This window comes from Streptomyces sp. NPDC040405, assembly GCF_055595765.1.
In genome coordinates this window covers 243,639-260,778 of record NZ_JBVIVI010000010.1, presented here as the reverse complement: position 1 = coordinate 260,778, position 17,140 = coordinate 243,639, and the positions used below count along the sequence as shown (strand labels likewise).

Sequence of the window (17,140 nt, the reverse complement as noted above, 5' to 3'; positions counted from 1 at the left end):
CTCGGCCCCATGTTGGAGACCTCGGCCCGGCTGCTCCGTCTGCTCTCCCTGCTCCAGGCCCACCGCGAATGGTCCGGCGCCGACCTCGCCGACCGGCTCGACGTCACCCCGCGCACGGTGCGCCGCGACATCGACCGGCTGCGCGAGCTGGGCTACCCCGTGCACTCCGCCCCCGGCACGGCGGGCGGCTACCGGCTCGGCGCGGGCGCCCAGCTGCCGCCGCTGCTGCTGGACGACGAGGAGGCGGTGGCGGTCGCGGTCGGGCTGCGCCAGGCCGCGGGCGGCGTCGAGGGCATCGAGGAGACGTCCGTACGCGCCCTCGCCAAGCTGGAACAGGTGCTGCCGGACCGGCTGCGCCGCCGGGTGAGCGCGCTGAGTTCGTTCACCGTGCCGATGCCCGGCGTGGCCCGGGGCCCCGTGGTGGACCCGGCCGTCCTGACCGAGCTGGCGGGCGCCTGCCGGGACGCCCAGCGGCTGCGCTTCACCTACCGCGACCACGGCGGTACGGTCACCCGCCGCACCGCGGAACCGCACCGCCTGGTCGCCGCGCAGCGCCGGTGGTACCTGGTCGCCTGGGACGTGGACCGGGACGACTGGCGTACGTACCGGGCCGACCGCATCACCCCCACCCCGCCGCACGGCCCCCGCTTCACCCCGCGGCCCCCGCCCGCCGACGATCTCGCGGCGTACGTCTCCCGGGGCGTGTCCCACGCCGTCTACCGGGAGCAGGCCACCGTCCTGCTGCGGGTGTCAGCCGAGCGGGCGGCGGAGCGCATCTCGCCCCTGGTGGGCGTGATCGAGCCGGTCGACGAGCACAGCTGTCTGTTGCACACCGGTGCCCACGCCCTCGACGCGCTGGTGGTCCACATCGTGCTGGCCGGGTTCGACTTCGAGGTGCGCGAACCGGCCGAACTCACCGAGCACCTCCGCGCGATCAGGGACCGCCTGGACCGCGCTCTGGGCTGATCGGCCCCCGGCCGCCCTTCAGCTGCCGGTCCCGCTCCTGCTCGATCTGGGCCACCTCGGGATGGTGCAGATCGAACGCGGGCGACTCGGTGCGCACCCGTGGCAGCGTCAGAAAGTTGTGCCGGGGCGGCGGGCAGGACGTCGCCCACTCCAGCGAGCGGCCGAACCCCCAGGGATCGTCCGCCTCGACCCGCGTGCCGTACCGGGCCGTCCGCCACACGTTGTACAGGAACGGCAGCGTCGAGATGCCCAGCAGAAAGGCGCCGATCGTGGAGACCGTGTTGAGCGCCGTGAAGCCGTCCGCCGCCAGATAGTCGGCGTAGCGGCGCGGCATTCCCTCCGCCCCCAGCCAGTGCTGCACCAGGAACGTGGTGTGGAAGCCGGTGAACAGCGTCCAGAAGTGGATCCGGGCCAGCCGCTCGTCCAGCATCTTCCCGGTGAATTTGGGCCACCAGAAATAGAAGCCGGCGAACATCGCGAACACCACGGTCCCGAAGACCACATAGTGGAAGTGTCCGACGACGAAATAGCTGTCCGTGACGTGGAAGTCCAGCGGGGGCGAGGCCAGGATGACGCCGGTCAGCCCGCCGAAGAGGAAGCTCACCATGAAGCCGACCGCCCACAGCATGGGCGCCTCGAACGACAGCGAACCGCCGCGCATGGTGCCGATCCAGTTGAAGAACTTCACCCCCGTGGGCACCGCGATCAGAAAGGACAGCAGGGAGAAGAAGGGCAGCAGCACCGCCCCGGTGGCGAACATGTGGTGCGCCCAGACCACCATCGACAGGGCGGTGATGGCCATCGTCGCGCCGACCAGCGTCAGATAGCCGAAGACCGGCTTGCGCGAGAAGACCGGGATGATCTCGGTGATGATGCCGAAGAACGGCAGCGCGATGATGTAGACCTCGGGATGGCCGAAGAACCAGAACAGGTGCTGCCACAGCAGCGCCCCGCCGTTGGCCGCGTCGAAGACCACCGCCCCGTACCGCCGGTCCGCCTCCAGCACCAGCAGCGCCGCCGCCAGCACCGGGAACGCCATCAGGATGAGGATCGAGGTGAAGAGGGTGTTCCAGGTGAAGATCGGCATCCGGAACATCGTCATCCCCGGGGCGCGCATCGTGATGATGGTCGTCAGGAAGTTCACCGCGCCGAGGATGGTGCCGAAACCCGAGAGCGCGAGCCCCATGATCCACATGTCGGCGCCGATACCGGGGGAGCGCACCGCGCTGTTCAGCGGGGCGTAGGCGGTCCAGCCGAAGTCCGCGGCTCCCCCGGGCACCATGAGGGCGGCCACCACGATCAGCCCGCCGAACAGATACAGCCAGTACGACAGCATGTTGAGGCGGGGGAAAGCGACATCGGGCGCGCCGATCTGGAGCGGCATGATCTCGTTGGCGAACCCGGCGAAGGCGGGCGTCGCGAACAGCAGCAGCATGATCGTGCCGTGCAGGGTGAACGCCTGGTTGTAGACCTCCTGGGAGACGATCTGGATCCCGGGCCGGGCCAGTTCGGTGCGCATCAGCAGCGCCAGCACGCCGCCCCCCAGGAAGAAGCCGAACGAGGTGATCAGATAGAGATGGCCGATCTTCTTGTGGTCGGTGGTGGTCAGCCAGTCGACCGCCACCCGGCCCCGGCGCCGCAGCCGTGCCCGCCCGGTCGGTCCGGCCGCGGGACGCGCGGTGTCTGTCGCCATCGGGGCTCCCTGGCTCTTCGGGGCCGACGGGCTCCGGGGTCGGCTCCGGCCATGATCGCCCTGTTTGTGGACTGGTGCGAGGTTATGTCCCGGGTGTCACGCTCCCGGGGTGCTGTCACTCTCTCGGGGGCAGCAGCGGGCCGAGCGGCCCGAGGTCGAGGTTGAGGTCGGACTCCTCGATGCCGTAGCGGTCGCACAGCGTCCCCATGCGGTCCTCCAGCAGCATCAGGGTCTGCCCGATCCGCTCCTCCTGGTCCTCCGTCAGGTCGCCCTGGTCCACCCGGCGCAGCGCCTGCCGCTCCATCAGCTGCCGCAGCAGCTCGACGACGGTCAGCACCAGCTTCATCAGGTCGCGCTCGACGGTGTCCTGGTCCAGCTCCACCTTCCGGCTCACGGTTCCTCCCAGGGGGACGGCACGTTCTCGTTCACCGAGCTGATGAGGGCGCGCAGATCGATGCGTACGAGATCCACGTCGGCGATGCGCAGAGTCACGTCCCCGGTGATGACCACGCCGCCCGCGAGCAGCCGGTCCAGCAGGTCCACCAGGGCGATCTGCCGGTGGGCGAGCGGGCTCGTGGTCATGGTCCGGCCCGTCCGTTGCCCTCGGCGGCGACGAAGGAGTACGGCGCCCACGGGCCGGTCAGCTCCAGCCGCAGCCCCGGCTCGCGCCCGGCCAGTTCGCCCACCCGCTCCGCGAACACCTCGCTCTCCTCGTGCGGGACGAGATACGCGGCGTTGAGCACATTGCGGTCCGCCTCCCCGGACAGTCGTACGTCCTGCGGCGGATGCAGCCGGGCGCCCTCGGTGAGCGCGGTGAGCGTCTCGTGCACCCGGCGCGCGCCCTCCTCCGTGTGCCCGTAAGCCTGCTCGGAGGCGCGCCGCTGCGCGCCGCGGCGGCGCAGATAGTCGCGGCCCGAGACGGCGGCCGAGGGCTCGGCGGACGGCTCCTCGGCCGGGGCGGCCGCCGCGTACACCTTGACGCCCCACTCCACCCGGCCCTCCAGCCGGTCCAGCGCCGCCGCGAACCGCTCCCGGCCAGTGGCGAGCAGCCGCCGCAGCCCCTCCTCGCCGTGACAGACGGTGGCCATCCGGACCGGGATGACGCACATGTCCGCCCCCGCCGCGTCGACCACCCGCTGATGGGCGCGGGCGACGCCCTCCAGCCACGTCAGGTCCTCCAGCCGCTCGCGCAGCGGCCCCTCGTCGAAGTCCGCGGCCGGTACGGGGCCCGCCAGGACGGCGAGCCCCAGATGGCGGACGGCGCGCACCGGTTCGCCCGCGACGCCGCGCACCCGCTCCAGGGCGGTGCGCGGGATGTCGGCCTCGCGGACGACGGCGTACGCGTACTCCAGCGTCCCGGCCGCCCGGGACGTCTCCGTCGCGCCGGTCGCGGCGGCCGTTTCCGCCGCTTCCTCCGTGGCGTGCGTCGCGTCGGTCATCCGGCCGCCTCCTCGCTCGTGCCGTTCGCCACCGGGGGTGCCGGTGCGGGCGCCGGTGCCGGGTCGCGGCGGGCGCGCGACGACAGCGACGGGTCGTGCTCCCACCAGTCGATGCCCATCTCCTTGGCCTTGTCGACGGAGGCCACGATGAGCCGCAGCTTGATCGTGAGGAGTTCGATGTCGAGCAGATTGATGCGGATGTCGCCCGCGATGACCACACCCTTGTCGAGCACCCGCTCCAGGATGTCGGCGAGGTTGGCCGAATCACCACGGGTGGCGAGCCCGGACGGACCGGGCGCCCCGTAAGGCGCCGACGATCCGTACGCCGCCGGGGAGCCGTACGCGGTGGTCACCGGGTCCCGTTCGCCCATTGCTGCGCCTCCTCCAGCCGGTCGAGCAGCACGTCCTCCTGCCGCTCGAACTCCGCCTCGTCGATCTCCCCGTCCTCCAGCCGCGTCTCCAGGGCCATCAGTTCGCGCTGGATCGCGGCCGGGTCGTAGTACTCGCGCTCCGCCGCCGCGAGCACCTGTCCGAGCACCCAGCCGATCAGCAGCATCAGGATTCGACGAAGCTGTAGGGCGGCAGCGGGCCGTTCACCCGCAGCCTCATCCAGGGGTGGGCGCTCTCCAGAGCGGCGACCGCCTCCAGCAGCGGCTCGGCGCCGTCCTTGCCCAGCAGCGCCGACAGGCTCAGGAACCAGCCGCCGCCCTCCGGGCCGGGGCGCATCGCCTCGGCGGCGGGGGCCAGCGCCTCCTGCACGATCCGCGCGTCGCGCACCTCACGGGCGCGTACCGCGTTCGCCACCAGCTCGCCGAAGCGCATCCGCTCCTCGTAGGTGCCGCCGCCCGCGGCCCGGTTGGCCTCCGCCATCAGCCGCAACTCCGGCTCCTCGGAGAGCACTTGGTGGAGCACCGCGTCCTCGTCGTGCACCGCCTTGATGTTGTACTCCACCCGTTCGGCCAGCCGCCGCAGCTGGTCCTCGTAGCGGTCGGCGTGCCGGGTCAGCACGGTGCGGACGTCCTCGTCGCTGGCGGAGACCGAGCCGAACCGCATCGGCAGCACCGAGCGCTTGTCGCTCACCTCGGTCAGCACATGCTGGTGGGCCAGCAGATCGCGGCGCCGGGGCTTGAGCTCCGGTGGGCAGTCGCTGACGATCGCGGCCAGCTCGCCCTCGTTGAGGGCGCGGACCGGCAGCGGCGGATCGCCGATGCCGAGCAGGGTGTCGCCGAGGTCCGGGAGGGTGCCGCGGGCGATCCCGTACACATAGGTGCTCATCAGCTCTCTCCTCAGCCCTCTTCGGCCTTCTTCGGCGCGGACTTACGGGCCGCCGGGCGGCGCGTACGGGTGCGGGCGGGCTCCTCCTCGGGCTCCTCGTCGCCCCGGAGCGCCTCGGCCACCGACTGGGCGGCCCTGGTGACGGTCTCACCGGCCCCGGACAGCGCGCCCTTGGTCTTGCTGCGGGCGGCGCCCTCGGTGGCGCCGTCGAGGATCTCGGGGATGCCGGGGGACTTGTTCGGCCCGGACTCCAGGTCGAGGCGGTTGCACGCCTCGGCGAACCGGAGGTAGGTGTCGACGCTCGCCACCACGACCCGGATGTCGATCTTGAGGATCTCGATGCCGACCAGGGAGACGCGGATGAACGCGTCGATCACCAGGCCGCGGTCGAGGATCAGTTCCAGGACGTCGTACAGGCCGCTGCTGCCGCCCCCGCCCCTGCTCTGCTGTGCCGGAACAACCGTGGTCATCTCGTGTGTGTCCTCTCGTGTCCGGCCGGGCCGGCCGTTTCCCCCTGCCGGTCAGCCGCGGTCACTTCGCCCGCGCTCGTAACGGCGGATGCGGCGGTAGCCGGTGAGCTGGCCGTCCGGGTCGAGAGTCACCTCGTACACGGCCATCAGGCTCATCGTCTCCGGCACCCGGGCCAGTTCCACCACCTCGGCGTCCAGCACCCAGCCGTCGTCGGTCTGCTCCAGGCGGGGCAGCGACTCGGGGTACAGGCCCGTCAGTTCGGCGAGCTGTTCCCGGGCGGAACGCAGGAGCGCCAGTGTGCTCGGGCCACTGGTCGCCGTCTTCTCGTGGGCTCCATCGGATGTGTCTGTCATGTTCGCCTCGATGGCGCCGGGTACCGCGGTCCCGGCGGGGTAAACCTCGGGGTTCGAATTCCCCGATTTGTGTCGGAATTGTGTACTCCGGATCCCCGAGTGCCCGCTCGGCGGTGGCATATTCCCGCGGCCGTCGAATTCCCCGGTGGGTATGCCACGGGTCGCCCCGCGCCTATACCAGAGCCATGCCTTTGACAGGGGATATCGACGAAAACTCTCCGTCATCTTGCGGGCGTCAACACGCGGCTCGTAAGAGTGACAAAGTCGATGACAAACCCGGGCGTGTTTTCTGTGACACAAGTGTGACGAATGACGGATGCGGACCGCATGAAGCGTTGTCGGTGTGCTCCACAGCACGCCGGAACATGTTCCTTTCCCGCCCGTTCCACTGCGCCTACGGTGGCTGCCATGGGACCTGTACCGAACCTTCCGGCCGAACCCGACGACGACCTCGACAGCTATGTGGGGCTCGATGCCCGGACCGCCGAGGACGTGGCGCGCGAGCGCGGCTGGAGCACCGTGCGGGCACTTCCGCCGGGCGCGATCATCACGATGGAGTACCTGAGCGGCCGCATCAACTTCGAGGTCGCCGACGACGCCGTGCGGCGCTGCTGGCGCGGCTGAGCGCCCGCCGCGGGCAAACGGCGACGGCCCCGGAAGGCTCTCTCAGGAGCCTTCCGGGGCCGTCGTACGCGCTGCGGGCCGCGGGGGTGTGCGTACCGGCCCGCGGTGTGCCGGGCGGCTACCCGCCGGTGGCGGGGGTGCGGCCGCGCCCGGCCGACGGGCCGAACGGGGCCGTGGTGCGCGGCACGCGGTCGGCGTGCGGCGGACGGCGGCTGCCGACCGGGGTGACCGGGGTGCGCTCGGAGCGGACCGTGTGCTGCCGCCCCGTGTGGTGCGGCCGCGCCTCGGGCACCCGCCCGGTGGCGCCCGGCCTGCCGACCACGCTCACCGGCTCGCGCACCGGGGGCTCGTCGTCGCGGGCCGTCCGCGGTGTGGCCAGGGCGGGGCCGGTGGCCGGTCGCGCGGCGGGCACGGGCACCGGCGCCCGGCCGTCGCGCAGCCGCCGGTACAGGCTCAGCAGCAGCATCTCGGCCCGGGCCATCGCGGGCTCCAGCCACGGCAGGGCCAGCAGCACGAGCACTCCGGCGGCCCAGCCCAGCACCACGTCGCTCAGCCAGTGGGTGCCGAGGTAGACGGTCGTCATGCCGACGCCGAAGGCGAAGCCCGCGGCGATCAGCGAGGCGATCCGGCGGGCCAGGGGAGTGGTCGCCAGATAGGCCAGCACACCCCAGGTGACCACGGCGTTCGCGGTGTGGCCGGAAGGAAATATATCGCCGGTCTTCCACATCTCGCTGGAGCCGACGCTCGTCGCGTAGTGCGGGCCCAGCCTGCCGAAGCCGATCTTCACGGCGCCCACGGTCATGTTCAGCAGCAGCAGTGAGGTGCCCAGCACCAGGCCCGGGCGCAGGGTGCGCTGCTGGTAGCAGCACCACCCCAGCCAGGCGGCGACCGCCACCGCGGTGGGGCCGCGCTGGCCCATCACGACGAAGTAGTCCAGGAACATGTGGAACTCCGGCCACTGCTTGTAGGGCCGGAAGAGCATGACCTGCCAGTCGAACCTCACCAGCCAGGAGCTGGTGAGCACGCCGATCACGGTCGCCGCATAGACCGCGAGGGTGGTTCCGAGCAGCCAGAAGCGTGTTCGGGTCATCCGCGGTCGCGCGGGATCGCGCGGCGCGAGTTCGGTAGGTCGCTCCTTGAGGAGCTTGTCTTCGGTACGCACCTAATCGACGTTACATTGCGTGACAGGGCGCTTCAGTCGATCAGGTCGCTTTGTGATGACGATGTGATGTGGGGTGCGTCTCGTCGGGCTGCTTTTGGCCGCCCCTTTCCAAGGAATGCACGAGGCCCCGGCACATTTGTGCGCTGGCCTTCCTATCTGCGATCGACGATCTCTTTATGGATTTCTTACAGGGGTGTTTATCGGCGATTGGCCGTGGCGTTCCTCACCGTTTCCCGGGGCGTCGCCCGGGCGACAGACGGGCTCGCGCGGCCCGGTTCGGCGGCCCGCGGCCCGGCCGGACCGGGTGGCCGGATCACGGCGGTCCCGAGCCGTGCAGCCACCATGCCGCGTACACCGCGGAGGCCAGCCCCACCGAGCCAAGTGCCAGCGCGGTGCGCGCCGGACGGAGCCGGGCCAGGGCGATCGCGAGCGGTATCAGCACCGGGAAGGCGGGTATGAGCAGCCGCGGCTTGGAGCCGAAGTACCCCTTGGCGGCCAGCGCGAGGACGAGCACCGAGCCGCCGTACACCAGCAGCGGCAGCGGCTGGCGCTGCCGTACGCAGCACACATACAGCCAGAGCAGCGCGGCCACGCCGAGCAGCAGCGCGATTCCGGCCACGAACGGCGGCTGCACCAACAGCCCGCCGATGAAGGCCGCGAAGGCCAGCCCGCCGTCGAAACCGTTCCCCCAGCCGTTCTGGACGTCGAAGTACCCGGTGAGGCTGTCGGTCCGCGCCCCCACCCAGACCACATAGCCCAGCCAGCCCAGCGGCGCGATCACCAGCCCGGCCAGGACGCGCCGCTCGCCGCGGAGCGCGTGGCGCCACCGGCCCCCGGGCAGCAGCTCCACCGCCGCCGTGATCCACACCGCGGCGACCACCGCGGCCCCCACCGGCCGGGTGAGCCCCGCGAGCGCCGCGAGGACCCCCGCCCACACCCAGCGCCGGGTCAGCACCGCGTACACCGACCAGGCGGCCAGCGCCGTGAAGAGCGACTCCGAATACGCCATCGACTGCACGATCCCGACCGGCAGCACGCCCCACAGCACCGCCAGCGTGATCCCCACCCGGCGCCCGTACACCAGATCGCCGACCGCGAAGATCCCCCACGCGGCCAGCAGCGAGGTGAGCCAGCTCACGGCAAGCCCCGCGTCCGGCACGCTCAGCGGCGTCACGGCCGCTATGCCGCGCTCCAGCCCGGGGAGCAGCGGAAAGAACGCCAGGTTGGAGTGGACCGAGCCATCGGCCAGATGAATCGTGTAGCCGTATCCCTCCTCGGCGATGCGGGAGTACCAGAGCGAGTCCCAGCGGGCCGAGAGGAGCTGGTGTGGACTCTTGCCCGCGACCGCCCCCCAGACCGCGAGAACCACGAGGCCGAGCGCGCGCGTCCCGGCATACAGCAGCAGCGCCGGGGCGGCTCGGCGCAGCGCGGCGAGCGCCACGCCGCCCGGCCGCCCGGCGCCGGGCGGCGCGGTGTCGGCTTGGGCGAGATCAGTCACGGCGACGATTATCGGGGATGTTTCCCAGGCCCGCCGGGCCTGTGGACAACCGGCGGACGAACAGCCGACGGACGGGGGGAGGACGGCGGAGGGACTACCGGGGGACTACCGGCGGACCGGCGGGGGACGGGAGTGATACGGGGGACAAAAGGGGAACGGCGGAACGTACTCCACCGTCCTGGCCTGCGGCGATGCCCATAACATGACCTGCGGCACACGCCCGGCGCGGCGACTCGCGTACCCTGACCTCTCCACTCGTGCCATACCGCCGGGCCGCCGGACGTCCCTACGAAGTGACGTTTGTCCCGTCCCGGCTCGCGACGCGAGCGCAAGACCAGGGAGGTGCGTACATGTCCGGGACGACCACGGCCCGCGCTCGGCGGACGGCGGCCGTTCCCCGGCAATGGCGCGGTACCGAGGCGGGCGGCGGCGCGAACCGCTGGATCGTGCTCCTCGTGCTCTGCGTCAGCCTGCTGCTCGTCGCCGTGGACGCGACCGTGCTGCACGTCGCGGTTCCGGCCGTGACCGAGGACCTGCGGCCCGGCGCGATCGAGCTGCTGTGGATCGTGGACGCGTACCCCCTGGTCTGCGCCTCGCTGCTGATCCTCTTCGGCACCCTCGGCGACCGGGTCGGCCGCCGCCGGGTCCTGCTGCTCGGCTATGCCTTCTTCGGCGCGGCCTCGGCGCTCGCCGCCTTCGCCGCCACCCCCCAGATCCTCATCGTGGCCCGCGCCCTGCTGGGCGTCGGCGGCGCGATGATCATGCCCGCGACGCTGTCGATCCTGCGCCAGGTCTTCCCGGACCGCCGGGAGCGGGCCCTGGCCATCGGCATCTGGAGCGCGGTCGCGGCGGTCGGCGCGGCGGTCGGCCCGCTGCTCGGCGGCTTCCTGGTCGAGAACTTCTGGTGGGGCTCGGTCTTCCTGGTCAACCTCCCGCTGATGGCCGTGGCGCTGCCCGTCGGCCGCTGGCTGCTGCCGGAGTCCAGGGGCGACCGCCAGGGCCCCTGGGACGTGCTGGGCGCGCTCATGGCCGCCTGCGGGCTGTTCTGCCTCGTCTTCGGGGTGAAGCGGATGGGCAGCGGCTCGGGGCTGCTGGACGCCCCCACCGCCGCCCCGGTCCTGTTCGGGCTGGTGGTGCTGGTCCTCTTCGTCCGCCGCCAGCGGCGCCGTACGCATCCGCTGGTCGATCTCAAGCTGTTCGCCCGGCCCGCCTTCTCGATCTCCGTCGGCTGCATCGTCGTCGCCCTGCTCGCGCTCGTCGGCCTGGAGCTGATAGCCGCGCAGTACCTTCAGCTGGTCCTCGGGCTCACCCCGCTGGAGACCGGGCTGCGGCTGCTGCCGCTCACCTTCGCCGCCATGGCCGCCGGGCTCGTCGGCTCCCGGATGCTCCAGCGGCTCGGCCCCCGCATGATGGTGGGGCTCGGCTTCGTGCTCACCGCCGTCGGCGTCCTGTCGCTGACCACCATGGGCCAGACCGACCGGCCCGCGGTCCTCGTGGGCGGGTTCGTCGTCCTCGGCTTCGGCCTGGAGACCACGCTGTTCAGCGCGTACGAGTCCATGCTCAACGAGGCGTCCGCCAAATCGGCGGGCGGCGCCGCCGCCATCGGCGAGACCTCCTACCAGCTCGGCGCCGGTATCGGCATAGCCCTCCTGGGCAGCGTCATGAACGCCGCCTACAAGCCGGGCGTCTCCTCGGTGCCCGGGGTGCCCGGGCACGCCAGCGCCGACGCGGGCCAGTCGCTGGGCGCGGCGTACGACGTCTCCGCCCAGCTCGGCGGGAAGTCCGGGGCCGCGCTGCTGGCCGCGGCCCGCGCGTCCTTCGTCCACGGTCTGCACGTGACGCTCGCGGTGAGCGCCGCGCTGCTGCTGATGGGCGCGGTGGCCGCGCTGCGGCTGCCGAAGACCATGGAGTGCGCGCCCGAGGACGAGAACGACAGGGACGACGCGGCCGACGCCGACGGCACGCCGTCCGCCGGGACCGCGGAGGCCCCCGAGGCCCGGGAGGCCATGGAGGCCGCTGACGCGCCGGACACCCCGCCGCGCCGCGACCCGGCCGCCGTCGTCGGCGCCGAGTCCCGCGGCTGACGACGGCTCCCCCGGGGCGCGGTGTCCGGCAGGGCGCGGTGCCCGGCTGATCCACACGGTCTGGACGGCGGGCATTACCCGGCCGTAGCGTCAGCGGCCGTAAGCCACACCGAACCGGAGGTCGCTGCTCATGTCCGCTGGCACCCTGCCGCCGTTCGACCCCGACGACCCGCTGGGCATCGACGACCTGCTGGAGCCGGAGGACCTGGCGGTCCGGGCCACCGTGCGGCAGTGGGCCGCCGACCGCGTCCTGCCCCACATCGCCGACTGGTACGAGCGCGGTGAACTGCCCGGCATCCGGGAGCTGACCCGCGAACTCGGCTCCCTCGGCGCGCTCGGCATGTCCCTCACCGGCTACGGCTGCGCGGGCGCGAGCGCTGTCCAGTACGGGCTGGCCTGTCTGGAGCTGGAGGCCGCCGACTCCGGGATCCGCTCCCTGGTCTCGGTGCAGGGCTCGCTCGCCATGTACGCCATCCACCGCTTCGGTTCCGAGGAGCAGAAGCAGCGGTGGCTGCCGCGGATGGCCTCCGGCGAGGTCATCGGCTGCTTCGGGCTGACCGAACCGGACCACGGCTCCGACCCGGCCGGCATGCGCACGTACGCCAAGCGGGACGGCACGGACTGGGTGCTGACCGGCCGTAAGATGTGGATCACCAATGGCTCGGTGGCCGGGGTCGCGGTGGTGTGGGCCCGCACCGACGAGGGCGTCCGCGGCTTCGTCGTCCCCACCGACGCACCCGGCTTCTCCGCCCCCGAGATCAAGCACAAGTGGTCGCTGCGCGCCTCGGTCACCAGCGAACTGGTCCTGGACGAGGTGCGGCTGCCCGCCGACGCGGTACTGCCCGAGGTCACCGGGCTGCGCGGACCCTTGAGCTGTCTGAGCCACGCCCGCTACGGCATCATCTGGGGCGCCCTGGGCGCGGCGCGCGCGTCCTTCGCGTCGGCGCTGGAGTACGCTCGGACCCGGGAGCAGTTCGGCAAGCCCATCGGGGGGTTCCAGCTCACCCAGGCCAAGCTCGCCGACATGGCGGTGGAACTGCACAAGGGTGTGCTGCTCGCCCATCATCTCGGGCGGCGGATGGACGCGGGGCGGCTGCGGCCGGAGCAGGTCAGCTTCGGCAAGCTGAACAACGTGCGCGAGGCGATCGAGATCTGCCGCACGGCCCGGACCATCCTGGGCGCCAACGGGATCTCTCTGGAATACCCGGTGATGCGGCACGCTACGAATCTGGAATCGGTGCTCACCTACGAGGGCACCGTCGAAATGCACCAACTGGTGCTCGGCAAGGCGCTCACCGGACTGGATGCCTTCCGGTGAGACGGCCTCGCCGAGCTCAGCTCTGGTTGAAGAAGCCGCCGATCCCGCGGCTGGAGTCCCCGCTGACGATCTGGTAGTCGGCGGGGGTGAGGAGGAACACGCGGTTGGCGACGCGCTCGATGGAGCCGCGGAGCCCGAACGTCAGTCCGGCGGCGAAATCCACCACGCGCTTGGCGTCGGCGGGCTCCATCGTCGTCAGGTTGACGATGACCGGAATGCCCTCCCGGAACATCTCACCGATTCCGCGGGCGTCCCGGAATCCGTCCGGGGTGACCGTCGCGATCCGCGTGCCCTGGTCATGTGCGGCCTGGTCGGCCACCCGCACCCGCGGGTCGGTCACCCAGGAGTCGCCGGGCTCGGGTCCCTCGGCGTAGTCGTCGTCGTAGTAGCGCTCGTCATCGCTGTCGTCGACGAGGCCAAGCCAAGCGCTCGCCTTGCGCACCGATCCCATGGACGCCTCCTCTCCTCTTAACGGTGTGTACTGTCCGCCCCTCTATGGTCGTCCATGATGCGGATGATGTGCCACGTGGATTGCGGCCGCACAGCGGATTTGTGACGTTACCGGTGCACAACGTTTGGCGCCATATCAGGGTTGCACCTGATGAAGGGGGCTGACGGAGCGCTGGGTAGACTCCGCAGGCCGGACGGGTGACACCGGGGACGTACGGGTGAACGGGGACAGTTTTGTTTGGCATTATCCGGCCTTGTCGGCACCGGCTGTCGCAAAACCTCCGGACGGAATGGATGGCGCATCTGTGCGGGTTGTGCCTCGCGCTGCGCGGTGACCACGGCCAGTTCGCACGCATGGCCACCAACTACGACGGCTTGGTCATATCGGTTCTGGTGGAGGCTCAGGCCGGTCGCTCGGACGGGTGGCGGCGCACCGCGGGACCGTGCCCGCTTCGTGGGATGCGTACCGCGTCGGTGGCCCGGGGCGAGGGCGCGCGGCTCGCGGCGACCGTCTCGCTGGTGCTGGCCTCCGCGAAGGTACGGGACCATGTGGCGGACGGCGACGGGGCGTTGGCCCGTCGGCCGGTCGCCGCGGCCGCCCGCCGGGTGGCCGGGCGCTGGGACCGGGCGGGGGCCCGCAGCGGCGCCGAGATGGGCTTCGACACGGCCGTACTGCTGGACGCGGTCGGGCGGCAGCAGGAGATCGAGGCGCTGGCGGGGTCCGGCACCTCGCTGCTGACGGTCACCGAGCCGACCGAGACCGCGACCGGGGCGGCTTTCGGCCACACCGCGGTACTGGCCGGAATACCCGGCAACCGGGCGCCGCTGGAGGAGGCGGGACGGCTCTTCGGCAGGCTCGCGCATCTGCTGGACGCGGTCGAGGACCTGGCCGCGGACGCCGAGGCGGGCGCCTGGAACCCGATCACGGCCACCGGGGCGGACCTCGACGAGGTGCGCCGGCTGTGCGACGACGCGGTGCACGGGGTGCGCCTCGCGCTCAAGGACGTCGCATTCGCCGACAAGCGGTCCGGCAAGCTCGCCCATGTGCTGCTGTCGCATGAGCTGCCGCGGGCGGTGGACCGGGCGTTCGGCACCACCTCCTGTACGCATACCGGGCAGACCGCGGATGCCCCGGAGTCGTCCCAGGGCGCGCCCCCGCCGCAGTCGCCGTGGATCACCCCGCCGGGACCGGGCGGCGGCCCCGGCGGCACCCCGCCCGAGCCGCCGGACCGGGGCAGGCGGCGCGGGCTGATGGCCGGGTGCGCGGTGTGGTCCGGGCTCTTCTGCACCTGCCAGGTGTGCTGCCGGGACCCGTACCACGACCCGTGGTCGGGGGAGCCGCGCGAGGGCTGGTGCCACAAGTGCGATGACTGCTCGGACTGTTGTGACTGCTGCGACTGCTGCAGCAACTGCGGTGACTGCTGCGGTAACTGCTGTGACGGTTGTGACTGCGGCTGCGATTGCGGCTGCTAGTCGGCGTTCCGGAATACGGGACCGCCCCGAAACAGGCCGTGCGAGGGGAGGGGGAAGCGCTGAAGCGTGTGTGGAGGCGCGTGACGACGCGGATGCAACGGCCACACCGGCACGGCCGGCGGGCAGGCGAAGCCTCAAGAGCCCAAGGGCAGCGGAGGCGGGCGGCGTCAGCCCGAACAGGACGACGACCACACCCGACCGAAGTCGATGTGGTCGCGCGTGACCAGTCGCTGCCATGAATGCATGGGGTAAGTGGAGCAGCCTTCCGGTTCCGCGTCAACTGCGGCGAGACGCCCCGCTCACAGTGTGGACGGCCTTGACAACGGGCCGTGGCCACGCCTTAGCCTCGGCCCCATGCCGTGCTGAGGGGCGCGGCGACGTGTGTGCAGGCAATGCGTGTGTTCCTTTACGAACTCACGGAGCCTTCGCATGTCCGCCATCCCGGACCTCGCTTCCCCATCCCCGTACGCCGTCGTCATCGTCGGCGCGGGCCCGCGCGCCACCGGGCTCGTGGAGCGGATCGCCGCCAACGCGCCCGAACTCCACGACGCGCCCGCCTCGTTCACCCTGCACCTGGTCGACCCGCATCCGCCCGGCGGCGGCCGCGTCTGGCGCCCGGACCAGTCCCCGCTGCTGTGGATGAACTCCATGGCCGAGGACGTCACCATGTTCACCGACGAGTCGGTGGAACGGGACGGCCCGGTCCGCCCCGGCCCCTCCCTGGCCGAGTGGGCCGACCGCGTCCGCCGCGGGGCGCTGCCCGCCGCCGAACTGGCCGCCCTGCCGCCCGAAGCCGTCGCCGAGGCCACCTCGTTGACCGGCCGGAGCTTCGCCACCCGGCGGCTGCAGAGCGCCTATCTGCGCTGGGTGTACGACCGGTCGGTGGCCGCGCTGCCGCCCGGGGTCACCGTCCGGGAGCACGCGTGCCGTGCCGTACGGGTCACCGGACCGCGCGACGGACGCCAACAGGTGTGGCTGGAAGGGCGCGCCACCCCGCTCACCGCCGACGCCGTGGTCCTCGCCCTCGGCCATCTCGACGCCGAGCCCGACCCCGAACAGCGGGCGCTGTCCGCCTTCGCGGCCGAGCACCGGCTCGTGCACCTGCCGCCCGAGTTCACCGCCGACAGCGATCTGAGCCGATTGCGGCCCGGTGAGCCGGTCATCGTCCGCGGCTTCGGCCTCGCCTTCGTCGACCTGATGGCGCTGCTCACCGAGGGCCGCGGCGGACGGTACGAGCGCGGGCCCGCCGGAGAGCCGGTCTACCGGCCCTCCGGGCGCGAACCCGTGCTGTACGTCGGCTCGCGGCGCGGCGTCCCGTACCACGCCAAGATCGGCTACGGGCTGTCCGGCGAACGGCCGCCCGTGCCCCGCTTCTTCGGTCCCGCCCAGGTCGAGGAGTTGCTGCGGCGCGGCACCCCGCCCGACTTCCGGCGCGACATCTGGCCGCTGATCGACAAGGAACTCGGATTCGCCCACTACCACCGGCTGTTCACCGCCGACCCCGAGCGTACGGCCGCCGACTGGGCCGGCTTCGAGGCGCGTTACGCCGCCTGCCCGCCCGGCAGCGCCGAACTGCGTGCTCTGGTGGCCGCGGCCGTGCCCGACCCGGCCGACCGGCTCGACCTCGACGCCCTCGACCGTCCGCTCGACGGGCTGCGCTTCCCCGGACCCGATGCCCTCCAGGAGGGCCTGCGCGGCTACATCGGGGCCGACCTCGCCCGCCGCCACGACCCCGCGCACAGCACCGACCTGGCCGTCTTCCTCGCCCTGCTCTCCGTCTACGGCCAGGTCACCCGGCTCGGCGACCTCGGCGACGGCGGCTGGTGGCACGGCTTCTTCAGCCACCTCGCCTCCGGCCCGCCCGGCCCGCGCCTTCAGCAGCTCCTCGCGCTCTCCCGCGCCGGGGTCGTCCGGTTCCTCGGCGCCGGGATGACGGTGACCGCCGACCCGGAGCACGGGGTGTTCCGGGCGGGCGGCGCGAACGTCGCCGGGGACCAGATCGAGGCCCGCGCCCTGGTCGAGGCCCGGCTGCCGGGGCCGACCGTGCACCGCTCCCGCGATCCGCTGCTGCGCGCCCTCCACCGCGACGGCGCGGCCGCCACCCCCGCGGGGCTGCTCGCCGTCAGCCCGGACGACGCGCGGATCCTGGACCGGGCGGGCCGCCCCCACCCGCGCCGCTTCGCGCTCGGCCCGCACACCGACGGCCGCTCCTCCGGCGCCTTCGCCCGGCCCCGTACCAACGCCCCCGCGTTCCGGCAGAACGACGCGACCGCGCGCGCCCTGCTGCTCGGCCTGCGCGACCTGTCCTGTCGCGCCGCGCTCACCGCCTGAGCC

18 protein-coding genes are annotated in these 17,140 nt (G+C 72.3%); 6 read left to right on the top strand and 12 right to left on the bottom strand.

The window, feature by feature from the left end:
• The first annotated feature begins 9 nt into the window (after positions 1-9).
• Entirely contained in the window at positions 10-966 is a 957-nt protein-coding gene (locus tag ACZ59A_RS34520; RefSeq protein ID WP_470967022.1) for a helix-turn-helix transcriptional regulator, read from the top strand.
• Here the strand turns inward: ACZ59A_RS34520 and ctaD are convergent.
• From ctaD to gvpO, 9 genes are all read right to left on the bottom strand, one after another.
• Entirely contained in the window at positions 935-2,659 is a 1,725-nt protein-coding gene (gene ctaD, locus ACZ59A_RS34515) for an aa3-type cytochrome oxidase subunit I (RefSeq protein ID WP_470967020.1), read from the bottom strand. The genes ACZ59A_RS34520 and ctaD overlap by 32 nt on opposite strands.
• A 115-nt stretch (positions 2,660-2,774) precedes the next feature.
• Positions 2,775-3,053, bottom strand: a complete 279-nt coding sequence (locus ACZ59A_RS34510; protein ID WP_358626391.1) for a gas vesicle protein K — start codon at positions 3,051-3,053, stop codon at positions 2,775-2,777.
• Positions 3,050-3,241 carry a gas vesicle protein gene (locus ACZ59A_RS34505; RefSeq protein WP_361485616.1) on the bottom strand — a complete coding sequence of 64 codons (192 nt, stop codon included), beginning with the start codon at positions 3,239-3,241 and terminating at the stop codon, positions 3,050-3,052. Before ACZ59A_RS34505 ends, ACZ59A_RS34510 begins: the two co-directional genes overlap by 4 nt.
• Complete coding sequence (locus ACZ59A_RS34500) at positions 3,238-4,203, bottom strand: GvpL/GvpF family gas vesicle protein (protein ID WP_470967017.1); 966 nt, start codon at positions 4,201-4,203, stop codon at positions 3,238-3,240. The genes ACZ59A_RS34505 and ACZ59A_RS34500 overlap by 4 nt, the downstream gene beginning before the upstream one ends.
• Positions 4,095-4,469 (bottom strand): gas vesicle protein, encoded by a 375-nt coding sequence (locus tag ACZ59A_RS34495; RefSeq protein ID WP_470967015.1) that lies wholly within the window; start codon positions 4,467-4,469, stop codon positions 4,095-4,097. Before ACZ59A_RS34495 ends, ACZ59A_RS34500 begins: the two co-directional genes overlap by 109 nt.
• On the bottom strand, positions 4,448-4,654 hold the full coding sequence (locus tag ACZ59A_RS34490; RefSeq protein ID WP_470967012.1) for a gas vesicle protein GvpG: 207 nt from the start codon (positions 4,652-4,654) through the stop codon (positions 4,448-4,450). The genes ACZ59A_RS34495 and ACZ59A_RS34490 overlap by 22 nt, the downstream gene beginning before the upstream one ends.
• Entirely contained in the window at positions 4,654-5,373 is a 720-nt protein-coding gene (locus tag ACZ59A_RS34485; RefSeq protein ID WP_470967010.1) for a GvpL/GvpF family gas vesicle protein, read from the bottom strand. Before ACZ59A_RS34485 ends, ACZ59A_RS34490 begins: the two co-directional genes overlap by 1 nt.
• A gap of 11 nt (positions 5,374-5,384) precedes the next feature.
• Positions 5,385-5,843, bottom strand: a complete 459-nt coding sequence (locus ACZ59A_RS34480; RefSeq protein ID WP_470967008.1) for a gas vesicle structural protein GvpA — start codon at positions 5,841-5,843, stop codon at positions 5,385-5,387.
• Positions 5,844-5,894: 51 nt separating this feature from the next.
• Positions 5,895-6,197, bottom strand: coding sequence for a gas vesicle protein GvpO (gene gvpO, locus ACZ59A_RS34475; protein ID WP_468050417.1), 303 nt, complete (start codon positions 6,195-6,197; stop codon positions 5,895-5,897).
• Between the two features lie 408 nt (positions 6,198-6,605).
• Between gvpO and ACZ59A_RS34470 the strand changes: the two genes are divergently transcribed.
• A complete protein-coding gene (locus ACZ59A_RS34470; protein ID WP_468050418.1) occupies positions 6,606-6,821 on the top strand; it encodes an I78 family peptidase inhibitor in 216 nt (71 codons plus the stop codon).
• Between the two features lie 118 nt (positions 6,822-6,939).
• On the opposite strand, the gene ACZ59A_RS34465 is transcribed toward ACZ59A_RS34470, so the two are convergent.
• Both ACZ59A_RS34465 and ACZ59A_RS34460 read right to left on the bottom strand, forming a co-directional pair.
• The gene (locus tag ACZ59A_RS34465) at positions 6,940-7,983 is read right to left on the bottom strand and encodes a phosphatase PAP2 family protein (protein ID WP_470967005.1); all 1,044 of its coding nucleotides are present in this window, start codon (positions 7,981-7,983) and stop codon (positions 6,940-6,942) included.
• Positions 7,984-8,296: 313 nt separating this feature from the next.
• The gene (locus tag ACZ59A_RS34460; protein ID WP_470967002.1) at positions 8,297-9,481 is read right to left on the bottom strand and encodes a hypothetical protein; all 1,185 of its coding nucleotides are present in this window, start codon (positions 9,479-9,481) and stop codon (positions 8,297-8,299) included.
• Positions 9,482-9,831: 350 nt separating this feature from the next.
• On the opposite strand from ACZ59A_RS34460, the gene ACZ59A_RS34455 reads away from it, so the two are divergent.
• On the top strand, positions 9,832-11,565 hold the full coding sequence (locus ACZ59A_RS34455) for an MFS transporter (protein WP_470966999.1): 1,734 nt from the start codon (positions 9,832-9,834) through the stop codon (positions 11,563-11,565).
• Between the two features lie 130 nt (positions 11,566-11,695).
• Entirely contained in the window at positions 11,696-12,883 is a 1,188-nt protein-coding gene (locus tag ACZ59A_RS34450; RefSeq protein WP_470966997.1) for an acyl-CoA dehydrogenase family protein, read from the top strand.
• A 16-nt stretch (positions 12,884-12,899) separates the two neighbouring features.
• Here the strand turns inward: ACZ59A_RS34450 and ACZ59A_RS34445 are convergent, their stop codons facing one another.
• Positions 12,900-13,334, bottom strand: a complete 435-nt coding sequence (locus ACZ59A_RS34445; protein WP_470966994.1) for a cell division protein SepF — start codon at positions 13,332-13,334, stop codon at positions 12,900-12,902.
• 233 nt (positions 13,335-13,567) lie between these two features.
• Here ACZ59A_RS34445 and ACZ59A_RS34440 point away from each other — a divergent pair, with 233 nt between their 5' ends.
• Together ACZ59A_RS34440 and ACZ59A_RS34435 are read left to right on the top strand one after the other, a co-directional pair.
• Positions 13,568-14,806 (top strand): DUF5685 family protein, encoded by a 1,239-nt coding sequence (locus ACZ59A_RS34440; RefSeq protein WP_470966992.1) that lies wholly within the window; start codon positions 13,568-13,570, stop codon positions 14,804-14,806.
• Between the two features lie 429 nt (positions 14,807-15,235).
• A complete protein-coding gene (locus ACZ59A_RS34435) occupies positions 15,236-17,137 on the top strand; it encodes an FAD/NAD(P)-binding protein (RefSeq protein ID WP_470966989.1) in 1,902 nt (633 codons plus the stop codon).
• The last annotated feature ends 3 nt before the right edge of the window (positions 17,138-17,140 follow it).

Bases quoted from the DNA above. Each gene is read 5' to 3' on its own strand.
- gvpO (WP_468050417.1), bottom strand. From the start codon at position 6,197: ATGACAGACACATCCGATGGAGCCCACGAGAAGACGGCGACCAGTGGC.
- ACZ59A_RS34450 (WP_470966997.1), top strand. From the start codon at position 11,696: ATGTCCGCTGGCACCCTGCCGCCGTTCGACCCCGACGACCCGCTGGGC.
- ACZ59A_RS34445 (WP_470966994.1), bottom strand. From the start codon at position 13,334: ATGGGATCGGTGCGCAAGGCGAGCGCTTGGCTTGGCCTCGTCGACGAC.
- ACZ59A_RS34505 (WP_361485616.1), bottom strand. From the start codon at position 3,241: ATGACCACGAGCCCGCTCGCCCACCGGCAGATCGCCCTGGTGGACCTG.
- ACZ59A_RS34455 (WP_470966999.1), top strand. From the start codon at position 9,832: ATGTCCGGGACGACCACGGCCCGCGCTCGGCGGACGGCGGCCGTTCCC.
- ACZ59A_RS34520 (WP_470967022.1), top strand. From the start codon at position 10: ATGTTGGAGACCTCGGCCCGGCTGCTCCGTCTGCTCTCCCTGCTCCAG.
- ACZ59A_RS34470 (WP_468050418.1), top strand. From the start codon at position 6,606: ATGGGACCTGTACCGAACCTTCCGGCCGAACCCGACGACGACCTCGAC.
- ctaD (WP_470967020.1), bottom strand. From the start codon at position 2,659: ATGGCGACAGACACCGCGCGTCCCGCGGCCGGACCGACCGGGCGGGCA.
- ACZ59A_RS34490 (WP_470967012.1), bottom strand. From the start codon at position 4,654: ATGCTGCTGATCGGCTGGGTGCTCGGACAGGTGCTCGCGGCGGCGGAG.
- ACZ59A_RS34485 (WP_470967010.1), bottom strand. From the start codon at position 5,373: ATGAGCACCTATGTGTACGGGATCGCCCGCGGCACCCTCCCGGACCTC.
- ACZ59A_RS34495 (WP_470967015.1), bottom strand. From the start codon at position 4,469: ATGGGCGAACGGGACCCGGTGACCACCGCGTACGGCTCCCCGGCGGCG.
- ACZ59A_RS34435 (WP_470966989.1), top strand. From the start codon at position 15,236: ATGTCCGCCATCCCGGACCTCGCTTCCCCATCCCCGTACGCCGTCGTC.
- ACZ59A_RS34480 (WP_470967008.1), bottom strand. From the start codon at position 5,843: ATGACCACGGTTGTTCCGGCACAGCAGAGCAGGGGCGGGGGCGGCAGC.